Origin of the sequence: Streptomyces sp. (genome assembly GCF_035645055.1) — a bacterium.
GTDB lineage: Bacteria > Actinomycetota > Actinomycetes > Streptomycetales > Streptomycetaceae > Streptomyces.
In genome coordinates, this window is the sequence record NZ_DASQNH010000033.1 from 80,986 (window position 1) to 97,157 (window position 16,172).

The window sequence follows — 16,172 nt, forward strand, 5'->3', positions numbered from 1 at the left end:
CCGAGGAGCAGCCGATGACCCCGCCCGCCGCCTCCCGCATCGCCGTCGTCACCGGTGCGAGCAGCGGAATCGGTGCCGCCACCGCCCGGCAGCTAGCCGCCGCCGGATACCGCGTCGTCCTGACCGCCCGCCGCAAGGACCGCATCGAGGCGCTGGCCGAGGAGATCACCGCGGCCGGCCACTCCGCGACCGCCTACCAGCTGGACGTCACCGACCGCGCGGCCGTGGACGAGTTCGCCACCGCCTTCAGCACGGTCGGCGTCCTGGTCAACAACGCGGGCGGCGCCCTCGGCCTCGACCCGGTGGAGAGCGGCGACCCCGCCGACTGGCGGCAGATGTACGAGACCAACGTCCTCGGCACCCTCAACGTCACCCAGGCCCTGCTGCCCAAGCTGGAGGCGAGCGGCGACGGCACGGTCGTCGTCGTCTCCTCCACCGCCGGGCACGGCACCTACGAGGGCGGCGCGGGCTATGTCGCCGCCAAGCACGGCGCCCACGTCCTCGCCGAGACGCTCCGCCTGGAGATCGTCGGCCGCCCGGTGCGGGTCATCGAGGTCGCGCCCGGACTGGTCAGGACCGAGGAGTTCGCGCTGACCCGGTTCGGCGGCGACAGCGAACGCGCGGAGAAGGTGTACCAGGGCGTGCCGGACCCGCTGACCGCCGACGACGTCGCCGACACCATCACCTGGGCGGTGACCCGCCCCAGCCACGTCAACATCGACCTGCTGGTGGTGCGCCCGCGCGCCCAGGCCTCCAACACCAAGCTGCACCGGGAAACACAGTGATCCACTTCGCGGGAACGTAGGCTCGCGGACGTGGACAGACACATACCGTTCGCCGGTCTGCACAACTTCCGTGACCTGGGCGGCTATACGACGACGGACGGCCGGCGCGTCAGCCCCGGCCGTCTCTACCGCTCGGACTCCCTCGGCAAGCTGGCCCCCGGCACGCCCGACTGGGACCGGTTCCTCTCCCTGGGCATCGGCACGGTCATCGACCTGCGCCACCCGTGGGAGATCGACGCCCGCGGCCGGATCCCCGAGCACCCGTCCGTCACGTACCACAACCTGAGCATCGAGCACCGCCCCTACGACCAGGCCGCGCTGGGCCCGGACATCGACCCGGGCCCGTACCTCGCCGAACGCTTCATGGAAGTCGCCGAGGACGGCACCAAGGAGATCCGCCGGGCCCTGGAACTGGTCGCCGACGCGGCCCGCTCCGCCACCCCCCTGGTCTTCCACTGCGCCTCGGGCAAGGACCGCACCGGCGAACTGGCGGCCCTGATCCTCACCCTCGTCGGCGTCGACGAGGCCACCGTCATCGAGGACTTCAGCCTCACCGAACTCGCGGCCTCCGCCCTCCTCGCGGAGTGGACGGCCCGCAACGACGGCCGCACCCCGGACTGGCCCGGCTTCGGCCGCGCCCCGGAAGCGGTGATGCGCCTGTTCCTGACGGCTCTGAAGGCCCGCTACGGCTCCGTCGAGGGCTATGTCGAGCAAGCCCTCTCGATGAACGCGCGCGACCTCGCGGCGACCCTGCGCGCCCACCTGCTCGAAGCACCCCCGGCCGCATGGCCGCCCCTCACCCTGCGCCCCGCGACCGACGCGGACGCCCCCGCCCTGGTCCGCCTGCGCGACACGGCCGCCCTGTGGCAGCTGGCCCGGGGCATCGACCAGTGGAAGCCGGGCGAGAAGGACGAGGCCCACTTCCGCACCCGCGTCCGCGAGGGCGAGGTCTGGCTGGCCCACGCCGGCGACCGGCTGACCGGCGCCTACGAGCTGTGGTGGACGGACCCGGCGGCCTGGGGCCCGCGCCCGCCGGACGCGGGCTACATCCACCGCCTGATGACGGTCCCCCACACGACCCCACCCGGCACCGGCCGCGCCCTCCTCGACCACGCCGAGTCCCGCATCAGGGCCATGGGCCGCCCGTACGGCCGCCTGGACTGCCTCTCCGCCAACCCCCGCCTGCGCGCCTACTACGAGTCGGCGGGCTACACGGTGGTGGGCGAGCAGCCCGCCAAGCGGGACGGCACGGGCAGCCCCTACGCGGTGACCCTCATGGAGAAGCGGCTCGGCCGGCCCGGTGCGGCCCCGACCAGCCCCGTGGGGCTCGGCTAGCCCTTCACGCAGACGACCTGCTTGAGCTTCGCGACGACCTGGACGAGGTCCCGCTGCTGGTCGATGACCTGCTCGATCGGCTTGTAGGCGCCCGGGATCTCGTCCACCACACCGGAGTCCTTGCGGCACTCCACGCCCCGCGTCTGCTCCTCCAGGTCCTTGGTGCTGAACCGGCGCTTGGCCGCGTTGCGGCTCATGCGCCGGCCCGCGCCGTGGGACGCGGAGTTGAAGGACTTCTCGTTGCCGAGGCCCTTCACGATGTACGAGCCCGTGCCCATCGACCCCGGGATGATCCCGTAGTCCCCGGACCCGGCCCGGATCGCGCCCTTGCGGGTGACGAGCAGGTCCATGCCGTCGTACCGCTCCTCCGCCACGTAGTTGTGGTGGCAGCTGATCTCCTGCTCGAAGACCGGCTTGGCCTTCTTGAACTCCTTGCGGATCACGTCCTTCAGGAGCGCCATCATGATCGAGCGGTTGTACTTGGCGTACTCCTGCGCCCAGAACAGGTCGTTGCGGTAGGCGGCCATCTGCGGGGTGTCCGCGATGAAGACCGCCAGATCGCGGTCGACCAGGCCCTGGTTGTGCGGGAGCTTCTGGGCGATGCCGATGTGGTGCTCGGCGAGTTCCTTGCCGATGTTGCGGGAGCCGGAGTGCAGCATGAGCCAGAGCGAACCGGTCGAATCCAGGCAGACCTCTACAAAGTGATTGCCCGACCCGAGCGTGCCCATCTGCTTCCCGGCACGTTCATGACGGAACTTGACCGCCTCCGCCACCCCGTCGAACCGCCCCCAGAAGTCGTCCCACCCCGCCGTTCCGAACCCGTGCAGCCGCCCCGGATCGACGGGGTCGTCATGCATGCCCCGCCCCACCGGAATCGCCTGCTCGATCTTCGACCGCAGGCGCGACAGGTCACCGGGCAGGTCGTTGGCGGTCAGTGACGTCTTCACCGCCGACATCCCGCACCCGATGTCGACCCCGACCGCCGCCGGGCACACCGCGCCCCGCATGGCGATGACGGACCCGACGGTCGCGCCCTTGCCGTAGTGGACGTCCGGCATGACCGCCAGGCCCTTGATCCACGGCAGGGTCGCCACGTTCCGCAGCTGCTGGAGGGCGCCCTCCTCGACCGTCGCGGGGTCGGTCCACATCCGGATCGGCACCTTCGCGCCCGGCATCTCCACGTACGACATAAAGCTCATCCCCCGTAAGTCACAACAGAATTCCCGAAGCGCAAAAACCGGCGCCAAGGTCGACGAAAAGGGCATCGGACCGGCGTCCACGGCTGCGCGTGCGATACACATTGTGTCCAGGGCGGTCACCCGCCCAGCAACCGATTTACCACCGTCGAGAGGGGCCTGACCGTGCAGCGGAAGGCGTTCGTACCCGGCACCGCCGCGCTCCTCGCGGCCCTGCTGGCGGGCTGCACCGGCGGTTCCGACGACGGCGGCAGCACCGACGGCGCCAACCCGGACGGCGGCGGCACCGTCTCCCAGGCCGCCGAGCCCGGCCGCTACCGCACCCTCCCGGAAGCCTGCGGCTCGGTCGCCCAGGACACCCTCGACGCACTGCTGCCGGGCATCCTCCAGCTCACCGACGAGGAGCAGCGCGAGAAGGCCTACGAGGGCGAGGCGATGCCCACCTTCGACAACGACCGCAAGGTCGGCTGCCGGTGGAAGGTGTCGTCCGCGACCGCCACCAACTATCTGTTCGTCGACCTGGAGCGGGTGGTGTCGTACGACACCACGGTCAGTGACGCGGTCCAGGCGCAGCAGCTCTTCGCCGTCAAGCGGGCAGCGGCCGACCTGCCGCAGCCGGCGGCCTCCACGTCCGAGGCCGCGGACACCCCCTCGGACGACCCGTCGGACGGCCCCTCGGGCAACGCCTCGGACGACCCGTCGGACGGCCCCTCGGGCGACGCCTCGAACGACCCGTCGGGCGAGCCGGCCGGCGGCTCCCCCTCCGGCAGCCCCTCCCGCGGTTCCTCGGGCGGCAACCCGTCCCGGGCCGCTTCGGGCACGCCGGACGCCTCCCCTTCCTCCTCGGCCTCCGCCTCCGGCTCCTCCAGCGCCACCCCCGGCGACCTCCAGCCGCGCGTTCTCGACGGTCTCGGGGAGGAGGCGTTCCTGGACGACGAGCTGGTCAGCGGCGGCTCGACGGCCAAGCAGCGCAGGGTGACTGTGGCGTTCCGCACGTCGAACGTCATCGTGACCATCGAGTACGAGGAGCAGCCGGCCACCGTCGGCATGGTCCCGGACAGCGAGGAAATGCAGGACAGGGCCCGGAAACTGGCGTCCCAACTGGCCGACTCGCTGGCCGGTTAGCGGCCTGCCGCGCCCGCCGGCACATCCGCGGAACGGGGGCCGCGCGGTGACCGTACGGCGTACCGTGGCCCCTCGGACCCGATCCGACCGCAGGAACACGAGCGTCATGAGTGAAGGAACCATGCAGCGACGAGCACAGCGAGCCGACCAGCGTGAGATGCGTGATGAGCGAGCCGGGCGAGCCGGGCGGCACGGCCGCGTCCTGGTCGCCATGGCGGCCGTCCCCGTGATCCTGCTCGCGGCCGGCTGCTCCTCGGACTCCGGCTCCGGCAGTGAGGCGAAGGCGTCGGCGAGCACCAGCGCGTCCGCGAGCCCGTCGCCGACGGTGCAGGCGGCGGCGTACGGGACGCTGCCGGAGCCGTGTGAGGTGCTGTCGAAGAAGACGCTGGGCGAACTGGTCCCGAAGGGTACGGATTCCGGCAAGGAAGGCAGCTCGGACGACACCGCGTCGCGGAGCAGCTGCTCCTGGGACAGCCTCGACAACAACGGGGTCAAGGGTTCCCAGTTCCGCTGGCTGAACGTCTCCCTGCTGCGCTTCGAGTCCGATGTGACGCGCGGCTCGGGCGAGGAGCTGGCCCAGGAGTACTACGAGAAGCAGGTCACCGACGTCCGCTCGGTCGAGGGCGCGAAGAACGCCAAGGCGCAGCCGCTGACCGGTACCGGCGACCAGGCGACCACGGTGGCCTACGACCTGAAGAAGAAGGAAGGAACCTTCAAGCAGCAGACGGTCGTCGCGCGCGTCGAGAACGTGGTCGTCACCCTCGACTACAACGGCGCGGGCCTGGCCGGCGACAGGACGCCGGACGCCGGCGAGCTGATGAAGGACGCCGAGAAGGCCGCCAAGGAGGTCGTCGCCGCGGTGACCGAGGCGAACGAGAAGGACTCGTCGGCGAAGGTTCCGGGCTCGGGTTCCACCGGATCCACCGCGTCCTCCGCCCCCTCCGGCTCCGCCAAGTCCCCCTCCACGTCGGACACTTCGTCGAAGAAGCCGGCGACGAAGAGCTGACGCGCGGGGTCACGAAAAGGCTGCCCCGACCGGACCGGCCACTCGTTCCCCGCACAGGTGTGCCACTCTGTTGCGCGCAACAACAGCCAGTGGGAGGGGAGTACGGGTGGCCGCGCCCATACAGCTGACACGGACGCACCGGATTCTCATCGGCGTCGTCGTGGCCGGTGCCGTGATCATCGCGGGCATCGGTTTCGCCGGTTCCTACGCCGCCGTGCGCGAACTCGCCCTGAAGAAGGGCTTCGGGGACTTCAGCTATGTCTTCCCGATCGGCATCGACGCGGGCATCTGCGTCCTGCTCGCCCTGGATCTGCTCCTCACCTGGATCCGCATCCCCTTCCCGCTGCTGCGCCAGACCGCCTGGCTGCTGACCGCGGCGACCATCGCCTTCAACGGCGCCGCCGCCTGGCCGGACCCGCTGGGTGTGGGCATGCACGCGGTGATCCCGGTGCTGTTCGTCGTCGCGGTCGAGGCCGCGCGGCACGCGATCGGCCGGATCGCCGACATCACGGCCGACAAGCACATGGAGGGCGTCCGCCTCACCCGCTGGCTGCTCTCGCCCGTCCCCACCTTCCTGCTGTGGCGCCGGATGAAGCTGTGGGAGCTGCGCTCCTACGACCAGGTCATCAAGCTGGAGCAGGAACGTCTCGTCTACCAGGCCCGGCTGCGCTCCCGGTTCGGCCGCGCCTGGCGCCGCAAGGCCCCGGTGGAGTCCCTGATGCCGCTGCGCCTGGCCCGCTACGGCGTCCCCCTCGCGGAGACCGCCCCGGCGGGCCTGGCCGCGGCGGGCATCGAACCGGCCCTGCTCCCGCCGGCCCCTCGGCAGCCCCAGCTCGCCGCCGCGACACCGGTCTCCGACGCCCCGCAGCGGACGGCTCCCGCCCGCGAACCGGAGCCGGGGGCCGAGCCCGACCAGAACCCCTGGCTCCAGGCCCGCGACCCGCACACGGTCCAGTACAACGGCGGCTACGACCCCAACTACGACCCGGACGCCGCCTACGCCGACTGGTACGCGGAACAGCAGCACGCCGAGCAGTACGAGGACCAGTACCAGGAGGAGCCGGAGCCCCTCCCCTCCCCGGAGGACACCGGCAGCTTCCCCATCCCGGTGGGCCCGAACCGCACCCGGGAGCTGGGTGAGGGCGGCGGCCCGCCGGAGCCCGACGAGGAGGCGTTCTACCAGGTGTTCCGCCAGTCGATAGACGGCAGCTTCCCCACGCCCGGCGTCCTCGGCGACAACATCGAGGCGACCTACGGCACGAAGCTGTCCCCGGGTGCCCTGAAGGCGCTCTCGGACCGCTTCCAGCAGCGCTTCAACGCGGAGCTGGAAGAGGACCACATCGCGTAAGACCCGCGGACGACGAGAGAGGGGGCACCCGGCGAACACCGGGCGCCCCCTCTCTCGTACGGGACGGCTTACTCGCCGAGCAGGCGCCGCACCCGCTCCTGCCCCACCGCCAGCAGCAGCGTGGGCAGCCGCGGACCGGTGTCCCGGCCCACGAGCAGGTGGTAGAGCAGCACGAAGAAGGACCGCTGGGCGGTCTTGATCTCCGGCGGCAGCTCCTTCGGCGTGGCATCGGCGGAGAACCCGGCCTGGACCTTCGGCACGCCGTAGACCAGGTGGGTGAGCCCGTCCAGCGACCAGTGGTCGGCGAGCCCGTCGAGCAGCAGCCGCAGCGAGCCCTGCGCCTGCTCGTCGAGGGACTTCAGCAGGTCGAGGTCGGGCTCGTCGCGCACGATGGTGCGCTGGTCGGCGGGGACGTGGGTGTTGATCCACGCTTCGGCCTTGTCGTACCGGGGCCGCGCCTCGTCGAGCGAGCCGAGCGGCTGCTCCGGGTCCAGCTCGCTGAGGATGCGCAGCGCCTGGTCCTCGTGGCCGGCGGTGATGTCGGCGACGGACGCGAGGGTCCGGTACGGCATCGGGCGCGGCGTCCTCGGCAGCTCACCGGCGGCGGTGCGCACCGCACGCGAGTGCGCGGCGACGTCGGCGGGCAGCGCGGTGCCGTCGGCGACCTTGGCGTCGAGCTTGTCCCACTCGTCGTAGAGCCGCTGGATCTCCTGGTCGAAGGCGATCTTGAAGGACTGGTTCGGCTTGCGGCGGGCGTACAGCCAGCGCAGCAGCTGCGGCTCCATGATCTTCAGCGCGTCGGCCGGGGTGGGCACGCCGCCCTTGGACGACGACATCTTCGCCATGCCGGAGATGCCGACGAAGGCGTACATCGGGCCGATCGGCTGCTTGCCGCCGAAGATCCCGACGATCTGCCCGCCGACCTGGAAGGACGACCCCGGGGAGGAGTGGTCGACACCGCTCGGCTCGAAGATCACGCCCTCGTACGCCCAGCGCATCGGCCAGTCGACCTTCCAGACCAGCTTGCCGCGGTTGAACTCGCTGAGCCGGACGGTCTCGGAGAAGCCGCACGCGGTGCAGGCGTACGTCAGCTCGGTGGTGGCGTCGTCGTAGGAGGTGACGGTGGTGAGGTCCTTCTCGCAGTTGCCGCAGTACGGCTTGTACGGGAAGTACCCGGCGGAGCCGGAGCTGCCGTCGTCCTCGGACGCGGCGCCCGAGCCCTCGGCGGCCTCCAGCTCGGCCTCGTCGACCGGCTTCTGCCCCTGCTTCTTGCCCGCGGCCCTGGGCTTGGTCCGGTACTGCGCGAGGACCGCGTCGATGTCGGCGCGGTGCTTCATGGCGTGCAGGATCTGCTCCCGGTACACGCCCGAGGTGTACTGCTGGGTCTGGCTGATCCCGTCGAACTCGACGCCCAGCTCGCCCAGCGCCTCGATCATGGACGCCTTGAAGTGCTCGGCCCAGTTCGGGTACGGCGAGCCCTTGGGCGCCGGCACCGAGGTCAGCGGCTTGCCGATGTGCTCGGCCCAGGACTCGTCGATACCGGCGACCCCGGCGGGCACCTTGCGGTAACGGTCGTAGTCGTCCCAGGAGATCAGGTGCCGGACCTGGTAACCGCGCCGCCGGATCTCGTCGGCGACCAGGTGCGGGGTCATGACCTCGCGCAGGTTCCCCAGGTGGATGGGACCCGACGGGGACAGCCCGGACGCGACGACGACCGGTTTGCCCGGGGCCCGACGCTCCGACTCCTCGATGACCTCATCCGCGAAACGGGAGACCCAGTCGGTGGTCTCGGTGCTCTGAGCCACGATCGGCACGTCCTCTTTTACTGAAGGCTTGATGGTGAACCCATTCTCCCAGCTCCGGCGGCAACGACGAAAACGCCTTTTCGCGACCGCTCGAAAGGCGGCGCAGCCGCCTGCCTGAGGGGCGCGGGGAACTGCGCGGCCGGCCCCCACCGGCCCGCAGCCGCGAAATCCGCTGGACCCCCCATGGGATACTGACCGTGTCTATCCGGCCCACGAGGAGAACGGCACCCTTACCTATGGCCTCGGTCACGTCCCTCAGCGACTCCGTCCAGCAGCACCTCGCCGACGCCCTCGCCTCCGCCCTGCCGGAAGCCGACGGAGTCGACCCGCTGCTGCGACGAAGCGACCGGGCCGACTTCCAGGCCAACGGCATCCTCGCGCTGGCCAAGAAGGCGAAGGCGAACCCGCGGGAGCTGGCGACGCGGGTCGTCGCCCAGGTGACCACCGGTGATGTGATCAAGGATGTCGAGGTCTCCGGCCCCGGCTTCCTCAACATCACGATCGCGGACAAGGCGATCACGGAGAACCTGGCCGCGCGGTACGCGGACGAGACGGGCCGCCTCGGCGTGCCGACCACCGCGAACCCGGGCACCACGGTCGTCGACTACGCCCAGCCGAACGTGGCGAAGGAGATGCACGTCGGCCACCTGCGGTCCGCGGTGATCGGCGACTCGGTCGTCCAGCTGCTGGAGTTCACCGGCGAGAACGTGGTGCGCCGCCACCACATCGGCGACTGGGGCACCCAGTTCGGCATGCTCATCCAGTACCTGGACGAGCACCCGCACGAGCTGGACCACGAGGCCGGCGAGGTCTCCGGCGAGGAGGCGATGTCCAACCTGGACCGCCTCTACAAGGCCGCGCGCAAGAAGTTCGACTCCGACGAGGAGTTCAAGACCCGCGCCCGCCGCCGGGTGGTCGACCTCCAGGCCGGCGACCCGCACACCCTCGCCATGTGGCAGAAGTTCGTCGACGAGTCGAAGATCTACTTCTTCTCCGTCTTCGAGAAGCTGGACATGGAGATCCGCGACCCCGACATCGTCGGCGAGTCCGGCTACAACGACATGCTCGCCGAGACCTGCCGCCTCCTGGAGGAGTCGGGGGTGGCGGTCCGCTCGGAGGGCGCCCTGTGCGTCTTCTTCGACGACATCAAGGGCCCCGACGGCAACCCGGTCCCGCTGATCGTGCAGAAGTCGGACGGCGGCTACGGCTACGCGGCCACCGACCTGTCCGCGATCCGCGACCGCGTCTTCAGCCTCAAGGCGAACTCGCTGGTCTACGTCGTGGACGCGCGCCAGTCCCTGCACTTCAAGATGGTCTTCGAGACCGCCCGCCGGGCCGGCTGGCTGAACGACGACGTGAAGGCGTTCCAGCTGGCCTTCGGCACGGTCCTCGGCAAGGACGGCAAGCCGTTCAAGACCCGTGAGGGCGAGACGGTCCGGCTGGTCGACCTCCTCGACGAGGCGATCGACCGCGCCTCCGCCGTCGTACGGGAGAAGGCGCAGGACCTCTCCGAGGAGGAGATCGCCGAGCGGGGCGCCCAGGTGGGCATCGGCGCGGTGAAGTACGCGGACCTGTCGACGTCGGCGAACCGGGACTACAAGTTCGACCTGGACCAGATGGTCTCGCTCAACGGCGACACCTCCGTCTACCTCCAGTACGCGTACGCCCGGATCCGGTCCATCCTCCGCAAGGCCGGCGAGGTCCGCCCCGCCGCCCGCCCGGAGCTGGAGCTGCACCCGGCGGAGCGCGCGCTGGGCCTGCACCTGGACACGTTCGCGGAGATCGTGGACGAGGCGGCGACGGAGTACGCCCCGCACAAGATGACGGCGTACCTCTACCAGCTCGCCTCCCTCTACACCTCCTTCTACGACAAGTGCCCGGTGCTGAAGGCGGAGTCGCCGGAGCAGGTCGAGAACCGCCTGTTCCTGTGCGACGTCACGGCCCGCACCCTGCACCGGGGCATGGCCCTGCTGGGCATCCGCACGCCGGAGCGCCTGTAACGTCCCGCGGGTCGGGGGCATTGTCAGTGCCGGGACCTACAGTCCCCGGCATGGCGATGCTCCCCAACCCGCTTCCCCGGCTGCTGACCGACCCCAGCGGCCGTTCCCTCGGGCTTCAGCTCCCGCCCGGCCGGCTGCTCGACACGACGGACGACGGGCCGTGGCCCGAACCGCTGCTGTGGCATGCCGAGAAGCCCGCCGCGCCCGGCCACTGGGCCGCGCTCGGCGGCCCGGCGGCCCGTGCGGGGCTGCTGCCGGTCCTCGTCGACCTCGGGGACCGCGAGGGCGGCCCGGAGAGCTGGCAGCTGACGCCCGCCGCGATGTCCTACCCCGGCGACCACGACGCTGAGGACGTCCTCGCGGAGTACTGGGAGGACGAGGACCCCGACGGCGAACTCCTCGGTCTCCTCCACCCGTTCGGCCCGGACTGGCCGGGCCTCGCTGTGGGCGGCGCCCTCACCGTCGCCCCGGACGTCGCCGCCGCCCGGCTCGCCGACACCCTGTCCGACGGCTCGGGCGACTGGCCCCGGACGCCGCATCTGGCCCTCGTCCCGGCCCGCCGCTCCGCCGACATCCCCGCCGCGATCGGCTGGACGGGACCGCTGAACCACGACAACGACGTGGCCCGGCCGTGCGCGGTGCTGCGTTCCTGGGAGGACCGCTTCGGCATACGCGTCGTCGCGCTCGGCTTCGACACGCTCACCGTGTCCGTGGCCGCCCCTCCCGTCACCGAGACCGACGCGCAGGCCCTGGCCGCGGAGCACTTCGCCTTCTGCCCGGACAACCTCTCCCACAGTCGCGGCGCGGGCGCCTACGCCAAGGATCTCGTGGGCGCCCGCAGCTGGACCTTCTGGTGGGACTGAAGCCCGGACCGCGCCCCCGCAAGGCTCTGTCTCTTTCGCCGGCTGCTGGCGGAAGGCACCAGCAGCCGCAGACGGGCTTGCCCGTCACTGCTGCCGGGTCCCCTCGCGGGCGCGTGCCACAGCGGTGAAGACGAGCAGTGCGGCCAGTACGGCCGCACCTGTGGACAGCGCGTCGGCGGTGATCCGCTCCGGCCGCGGTCGAAGGCTGCCCAGGAGGACCAACAGCGCTGCGGCTCCAGCGAGGGCAGCCAGGACACCCGCCGTCCAGTGCCGGTGCCGCGCCCAGAAACCATTGCCCCAGCAGCACCACGGGGGCGGCTGCCGGAAGAGTCGGGTCGTCCAGCAGGGCCGCGACGCCGTGACCCAGGGCGCAAAGCGCCCAACAGCCCACCAGTACCGATACGGACCCTGCCGGACGCGGGACGCCTACTCGCCGCCGTCGTCCACCGTCGCCGGGCCCCACCCGGAATCGCCCAGCGGGAAGTCGTACGCGGGACGGCCGTTGTTGCCGCTGGTGCGGAACGGCTGGTCACCGTCCCCGAGACGCAGCGTGCCGCCCCGCGAGCCGCTCGTCCAGGCCAGCTCCAGATACCAGCGCACGTCGTACGCCGAGGCGTCGGCCATGATCTGGAAGACCTCCACGTCCGACTCGCTCACCGTGAACGGGAAGTCCCGGCCGCCGGCCGCCGCCTCGACCGTCGGGCGGGCCGCGTCCAGCGCGATGCTGAACGGCCGCTTCGGGACGTCGCCGCCGCAGCCGACCCCCATGGTGTAGTCGTTCCAGGGCAGCGGCGCGTCCCGGCCCACCACCCGCACCTGCAGGCTCTCCACGACCACCGTCTCGTCACCGGTGCCCTGCACGGTGAGCGTCACGAGCTGCTCCCGCGCCGACACCGCCTTCTCCGCCGCCACCCAGGCGGGCGCGTCCTGTTCCGTCGGCGGCGGTGGCACCGACTCCGGCGGGCTGTCGATCAGGTAGTGCTGGGAGCAGGGGGTCTCCCATGTGTAAGGGCGGGTGGTGACGGCGAGCGGGACGCCGGTCGCGCGTTCGCCGTCCTTCGGACGAGGCGTGGCACGGGCGCTCGCGGAGGGCGAGGAGGCGCCGGTCCCGGCGGGGAGGACGGAGCCACCCTTCTCCTTCTTCTCCCGCTTCTCCTTCGGTGACCCCGACGCGGACGGCGGGACGGACGTCGCCGGCATCGAGGACGCCCGCTGCCCGCCGTCCGGCGAGGCCGCACCGACGGGGCCGCGCCGCGCAGCGTCCGCCTCCCCGGGGCCCCCGGAGGGCAGGTTCACCACGAGCGCCACCACCCCGAGGACGGCGGCTGCGGCACCGGCGACGAGAGCGGCACGCCGCCGCCGGGGGGACCGCACCGAGGGCTCGGACACCACCTCGGGCTTCGGCTCGGGCAGCGGCTCCGCCGACCCCTCGGGCACCACCTCGGTCCTCGGCTCGGTCACCGGTTCCCCCGGTACGTCGGGCTGCCCGCCGCCGGCCGGTCCCTCGCGACGCCGCGCGGGCGGCACCTCGCTCGCGGCCGGTCTGCGCCCGCGCCCCGCGTCCGCCACCACCCACCGCCGGTGCAGCTCGACCAGTTCCTCCGGCGACGCCTTGCACAGCCGCGCCAGCCGCTCCACGGGCGCGTAGTCGGCCGGTACGGCGTCCCCGTTGCAGTACCGGTGCAGAGTCGACGTACTCATGTGGAGCCGCTTGGCGAGCACCCCGTAACTGAGTCCCGAGCGTTCCTTCAACTCCCGCAGCAGCGCCGCGAAGTCCCCCGCGAAGTCCTCCGACACCGTTCCTCCGCCCCCCACTCGTCGCGTCCCGGTGTTCCAGGGCGAGGCCGTTCCCCCAGGTCAGGCCGTTGCGGGCGTTCCAGCGTCCCTGCTTGCCCGCCGGCTCTGGCAGCCGGGACGGAACACCCCGCAGGCTTCAACCATCCAAGCACGCCGCTCCCGCCGACCGGTCGAGCGGCCGGGCTCAACCCACCTGAAAGAGAAGGAATCAGCCATGCGCACCTTCCGTCGCACCCGCCTGCTGGCCGCCACGGGCGCCGCCCTCACCGCCCTCGCCCTCACCGCGTGCGAGGACGGCACGGGCACCAGGGTGGAGGGCACGTCCGCACCGGCCGCGACGCCGACGGCCCCGGCGTCCGCGACGCCCTCGACGGAGCGGAGCCCGTCGGGGACCCCGGAGTCGACGGCCGCCGCCGAGCCGGAGAGGACGCCCGAGGAGAAGCCTGCGTCCGACACTCCCACGAGGGCGCCCAGCGCCGCCGCCGGCGCCGACGACGGCCCGGTGCGCACCATCTGCAACGGCTCCAACACCAAGGTCACCGCGCAGCCGGTGCCGCGCCCGCTGAACCACATGCTGCTCACGGTCACCAACACCGGCTCCAAGCCGTGCAACCTGATGTACTACCCGGTGCTCCGCTTCGACGAGATGCAGTGGGTGCCGCAGGCCCGCCCGGAGACCAAGCCGCAGGCGGTGCCGACGCTCGCCCCCGGCGAGTCCGGCTACGCGGGCGTCCTGCTGGCCGCGGCGGACGGCAGCGGCGACGGCGGCACGACCGCCCGCAAGCTGACCGTGGCCTTCCAGGGCGGTACGCCGAACAGCGACGGCGGCGCCTCCGCGACCCCGCCGCTGCCCGCCGGGGGCGTCTACTACGACAGCTCCCTGACGGTGACGTACTGGCAGTCCTCGATGGAGAACGCGCTGAGCTAGGAGTTCCGGGCGAGCTTCCGGGCCGCCTCGGTGGCCCAGTAGGTGAGGATGGTGCGCGCGCCGGCCCGCTTGATGCCGGTCAGCGTCTCCAGGATGGCCCGGTCCCGGTCGATCCAGCCCTTCTCGGCGGCGGCCTCGACCATCGAGTACTCGCCGGAGATCTGGTAGGCGGCGACCGGCACGTCCACGGCGTCCGCGACCCGGGCGAGGATGTCGAGGTAGGGCCCGGCGGGCTTCACCATCACCATGTCGGCTCCCTCCTCCAGGTCGAGGGCCAGCTCGCGCAGCGACTCGCGCACATTGGCCGGGTCCTGCTGGTAGGTCTTGCGGTCGCCCTGGAGCGAGGAGGCCACGGCCTCCCGGAAGGGCCCGTAGAAGGCGGAGGCGTACTTCGCGGTGTACGCGAGGATGGCGACGTCCTCCCGCCCGATCTGGTCGAGCGCGTCGCGGACGACCCCGATCTGGCCGTCCATCATCCCGCTCGGCCCGACCACGTGGGCGCCGGCGTCGGCCTGCACCTGGGCCATCTCGGCGTACCGCTCCAGCGTGGCGTCGTTGTCGACGCGGCCGTGCTCGTCGAGCACCCCGCAGTGCCCGTGGTCGGTGGTCTCGTCGAGGCACAGGTCGGACATGACGAGCAGGTCGTCCCCGACCTCGGCGCGCACGTCCCGGATGGCGACCTGGAGGATCCCGTCCGGATCGGTCCCGGGCGTCCCCTGGGCGTCCTTCTTCGACTCCTCCGGCACACCGAAGAGCATGATCCCGGAGATCCCGGCCTCCACCGCCTCCAGCGCGGCCTTCCGGAGACTGTCCCGCGTGTGCTGGACCACGCCCGGCATGGCGGCGATCGGCACCGGCTCGCTCACGCCCTCCCGCACGAACGCGGGAAGGATGAAGTCGGCCGGATGCAGCCGGGTCTCGGCGACCATGCGCCGCATGACGGGGCTCGTACGCAGCCGACGCGGACGCGTCCCGGGAAAGGATCCGTACTTCGTCATACGCCTACGCTACGCCCGCCCCACCGCCCCCTTTACCGACGCCCCGTCGGCGTCGGCACGCAGGCGGCGTCCCCCGGAGCCATGCTGGAAGCGCGATTCGCACACCACCACGAGACCCCGAAGGACCCCGACGGCCGCCCTCACCACCCGCGGCCCTCATCCGCACCCCACCGGTCCACGTCTTCCCAGGCGCCGGTGCGGCCACGTCGGCAGCAGGTCACCCGCGGGCACCGAGATCCAGCTCGGCCCACACGGTCTTGCACGGCACCGGCCCCGCCAGCACTCCCCAGCGGTCGGCCAGTTCCTCGACCAGCAGCAGGCCGTAGCCCGACTCGGCGGGATCCGGTGAGGCGTCCCGGCGCCTGGGCACGCTCTCGCCCTTGGCGTCGGTCACCTCGATACGCAGCGCCCCGCACGCGGTGACCGTGAGGGCGAGACGGAAACTGCGCCCGGGGACCTTGCCGTGCACGGCGGCGTTCGCGGCGAGTTCGGCCACGATGAGCCGGGCCGGGTCCAACGGCAGCCCCCAGGATTGCAGGTGCTCGGCGGCGAGCAGCCGGGCGAGACGGGCACCCCGGCGGGTGGCGGAGAGCGGCACGGAGAACCGGCGGAGAGGGGTCCGCAGCGCGGCGATTTCCTGATTCACGTCACTCAGCGTGTCCATGCGTACGTACGCTGTGAAGACGGGCGGCCCGTGCGACGAGTGGCTGTCCGGTGTCTGTCCGGTTCCGTCCGGACTGCCCGGGGTGACCGGGCGCGGACGGCCGGAGTTGGTCCGGGGAAGGGTGCGCGCGGCGGGAGGCGGCGGACATGAGCGGGTGGGAAGCGGGGCTGGACGACGAAGAGGCCGGGGCCGTGATGCGCACGGTCGTACGGCAGCTGAAGCTGTGGCGCGAGGCGGCCGGCCTCACCCAGGCGGAGTTCGGCGCGGCCATCGGATACGGGGAGGAACTGGTCTCCTCGGTGGAGCGGGGGCGGCGGATTCC

Annotated in this window: 15 protein-coding genes; 9 read left to right on the forward strand and 6 right to left on the reverse strand. The window is 71.9% G+C overall.

The window, feature by feature from the left end; all coding sequences use genetic code 11:
* The first annotated feature begins 14 nt into the window (after positions 1 to 14).
* Both VE614_RS11205 and VE614_RS11210 read left to right on the forward strand, forming a co-directional pair.
* On the forward strand, positions 15 to 785 hold the full coding sequence (locus VE614_RS11205; protein ID WP_324935288.1) for an SDR family oxidoreductase: 771 nt from the start codon (positions 15 to 17) through the stop codon (positions 783 to 785).
* A 30-nt stretch (positions 786 to 815) separates the two neighbouring features.
* Positions 816 to 2,120 (forward strand): GNAT family N-acetyltransferase, encoded by a 1,305-nt coding sequence (locus tag VE614_RS11210; protein ID WP_324935290.1) that lies wholly within the window; start codon positions 816 to 818, stop codon positions 2,118 to 2,120.
* Here the strand turns inward: VE614_RS11210 and VE614_RS11215 are convergent.
* A complete protein-coding gene (locus tag VE614_RS11215; RefSeq protein WP_324935292.1) occupies positions 2,117 to 3,310 on the reverse strand; it encodes an RtcB family protein in 1,194 nt (397 codons plus the stop codon). The two genes, VE614_RS11210 and VE614_RS11215, sit on opposite strands and share 4 nt — an antisense overlap.
* 171 nt (positions 3,311 to 3,481) lie before the next feature.
* Between VE614_RS11215 and VE614_RS11220 the strand changes: the two genes are divergently transcribed.
* The 3 genes from VE614_RS11220 (at position 3,482) to VE614_RS11230 (ending at position 6,795) form a co-directional block, all read left to right on the forward strand.
* Positions 3,482 to 4,441 carry a DUF3558 domain-containing protein gene (locus VE614_RS11220; protein WP_324935294.1) on the forward strand — a complete coding sequence of 320 codons (960 nt, stop codon included), beginning with the start codon at positions 3,482 to 3,484 and terminating at the stop codon, positions 4,439 to 4,441.
* Between the two features lie 106 nt (positions 4,442 to 4,547).
* A complete protein-coding gene (locus VE614_RS11225; protein WP_324935296.1) occupies positions 4,548 to 5,447 on the forward strand; it encodes a DUF3558 family protein in 900 nt (299 codons plus the stop codon).
* 106 nt (positions 5,448 to 5,553) lie between these two features.
* Positions 5,554 to 6,795 (forward strand): DUF2637 domain-containing protein, encoded by a 1,242-nt coding sequence (locus VE614_RS11230; RefSeq protein WP_324935298.1) that lies wholly within the window; start codon positions 5,554 to 5,556, stop codon positions 6,793 to 6,795.
* A 68-nt stretch (positions 6,796 to 6,863) separates the two neighbouring features.
* On the opposite strand, the gene lysS is transcribed toward VE614_RS11230, so the two are convergent.
* Complete coding sequence (lysS, locus tag VE614_RS11235) at positions 6,864 to 8,609, reverse strand: lysine--tRNA ligase (RefSeq protein WP_324935300.1); 1,746 nt, start codon at positions 8,607 to 8,609, stop codon at positions 6,864 to 6,866.
* A gap of 227 nt (positions 8,610 to 8,836) precedes the next feature.
* Between lysS and argS the strand changes: the two genes are divergently transcribed.
* On the forward strand, positions 8,837 to 10,600 hold the full coding sequence (gene argS / locus VE614_RS11240) for an arginine--tRNA ligase (RefSeq protein WP_324935302.1): 1,764 nt from the start codon (positions 8,837 to 8,839) through the stop codon (positions 10,598 to 10,600).
* Positions 10,601 to 10,650: 50 nt separating this feature from the next.
* A complete protein-coding gene (locus VE614_RS11245; RefSeq protein ID WP_324935304.1) occupies positions 10,651 to 11,463 on the forward strand; it encodes a DUF4253 domain-containing protein in 813 nt (270 codons plus the stop codon).
* A gap of 84 nt (positions 11,464 to 11,547) precedes the next feature.
* Here VE614_RS11245 and VE614_RS11250 read toward each other — a convergent pair whose 3' ends face one another.
* On the reverse strand, positions 11,548 to 11,685 hold the full coding sequence (locus VE614_RS11250; RefSeq protein ID WP_324935306.1) for a hypothetical protein: 138 nt from the start codon (positions 11,683 to 11,685) through the stop codon (positions 11,548 to 11,550).
* 204 nt (positions 11,686 to 11,889) lie between these two features.
* The gene (locus VE614_RS11255) at positions 11,890 to 13,260 is read right to left on the reverse strand and encodes a helix-turn-helix domain-containing protein (protein ID WP_324935308.1); all 1,371 of its coding nucleotides are present in this window, start codon (positions 13,258 to 13,260) and stop codon (positions 11,890 to 11,892) included.
* A gap of 214 nt (positions 13,261 to 13,474) precedes the next feature.
* Here VE614_RS11255 and VE614_RS11260 point away from each other — a divergent pair, with 214 nt between their 5' ends.
* Entirely contained in the window at positions 13,475 to 14,188 is a 714-nt protein-coding gene (locus VE614_RS11260) for a DUF4232 domain-containing protein (RefSeq protein ID WP_324935310.1), read from the forward strand.
* On the opposite strand, the gene hemB is transcribed toward VE614_RS11260, so the two are convergent.
* Together hemB and VE614_RS11270 are read right to left on the reverse strand one after the other, a co-directional pair.
* A complete protein-coding gene (gene hemB / locus VE614_RS11265; protein WP_324935312.1) occupies positions 14,185 to 15,186 on the reverse strand; it encodes a porphobilinogen synthase in 1,002 nt (333 codons plus the stop codon). The two genes, VE614_RS11260 and hemB, sit on opposite strands and share 4 nt — an antisense overlap.
* A 217-nt stretch (positions 15,187 to 15,403) precedes the next feature.
* Entirely contained in the window at positions 15,404 to 15,850 is a 447-nt protein-coding gene (locus VE614_RS11270) for an ATP-binding protein (protein ID WP_324935314.1), read from the reverse strand.
* Positions 15,851 to 15,996: 146 nt separating this feature from the next.
* On the opposite strand from VE614_RS11270, the gene VE614_RS11275 reads away from it, so the two are divergent.
* A partial coding sequence (locus VE614_RS11275; protein ID WP_324935329.1) for a helix-turn-helix transcriptional regulator occupies positions 15,997 to 16,172 on the forward strand: 176 nt, incomplete at its 3' end.

What these genes read in the sequence shown, in the direction of transcription:
- VE614_RS11270 (WP_324935314.1), bottom strand. Translation starts at nt 15,850, where the DNA reads ATGGACACGCTGAGTGACGTGAATCAGGAAATCGCCGCGCTGCGGACC.
- VE614_RS11205 (WP_324935288.1), top strand. Translation starts at nt 15, where the DNA reads ATGACCCCGCCCGCCGCCTCCCGCATCGCCGTCGTCACCGGTGCGAGC.
- hemB (WP_324935312.1), bottom strand. Translation starts at nt 15,186, where the DNA reads ATGACGAAGTACGGATCCTTTCCCGGGACGCGTCCGCGTCGGCTGCGT.
- VE614_RS11215 (WP_324935292.1), bottom strand. Translation starts at nt 3,310, where the DNA reads ATGTCGTACGTGGAGATGCCGGGCGCGAAGGTGCCGATCCGGATGTGG.
- VE614_RS11225 (WP_324935296.1), top strand. Translation starts at nt 4,548, where the DNA reads ATGAGTGAAGGAACCATGCAGCGACGAGCACAGCGAGCCGACCAGCGT.
- VE614_RS11260 (WP_324935310.1), top strand. Translation starts at nt 13,475, where the DNA reads ATGCGCACCTTCCGTCGCACCCGCCTGCTGGCCGCCACGGGCGCCGCC.
- argS (WP_324935302.1), top strand. Translation starts at nt 8,837, where the DNA reads ATGGCCTCGGTCACGTCCCTCAGCGACTCCGTCCAGCAGCACCTCGCC.
- VE614_RS11245 (WP_324935304.1), top strand. Translation starts at nt 10,651, where the DNA reads ATGGCGATGCTCCCCAACCCGCTTCCCCGGCTGCTGACCGACCCCAGC.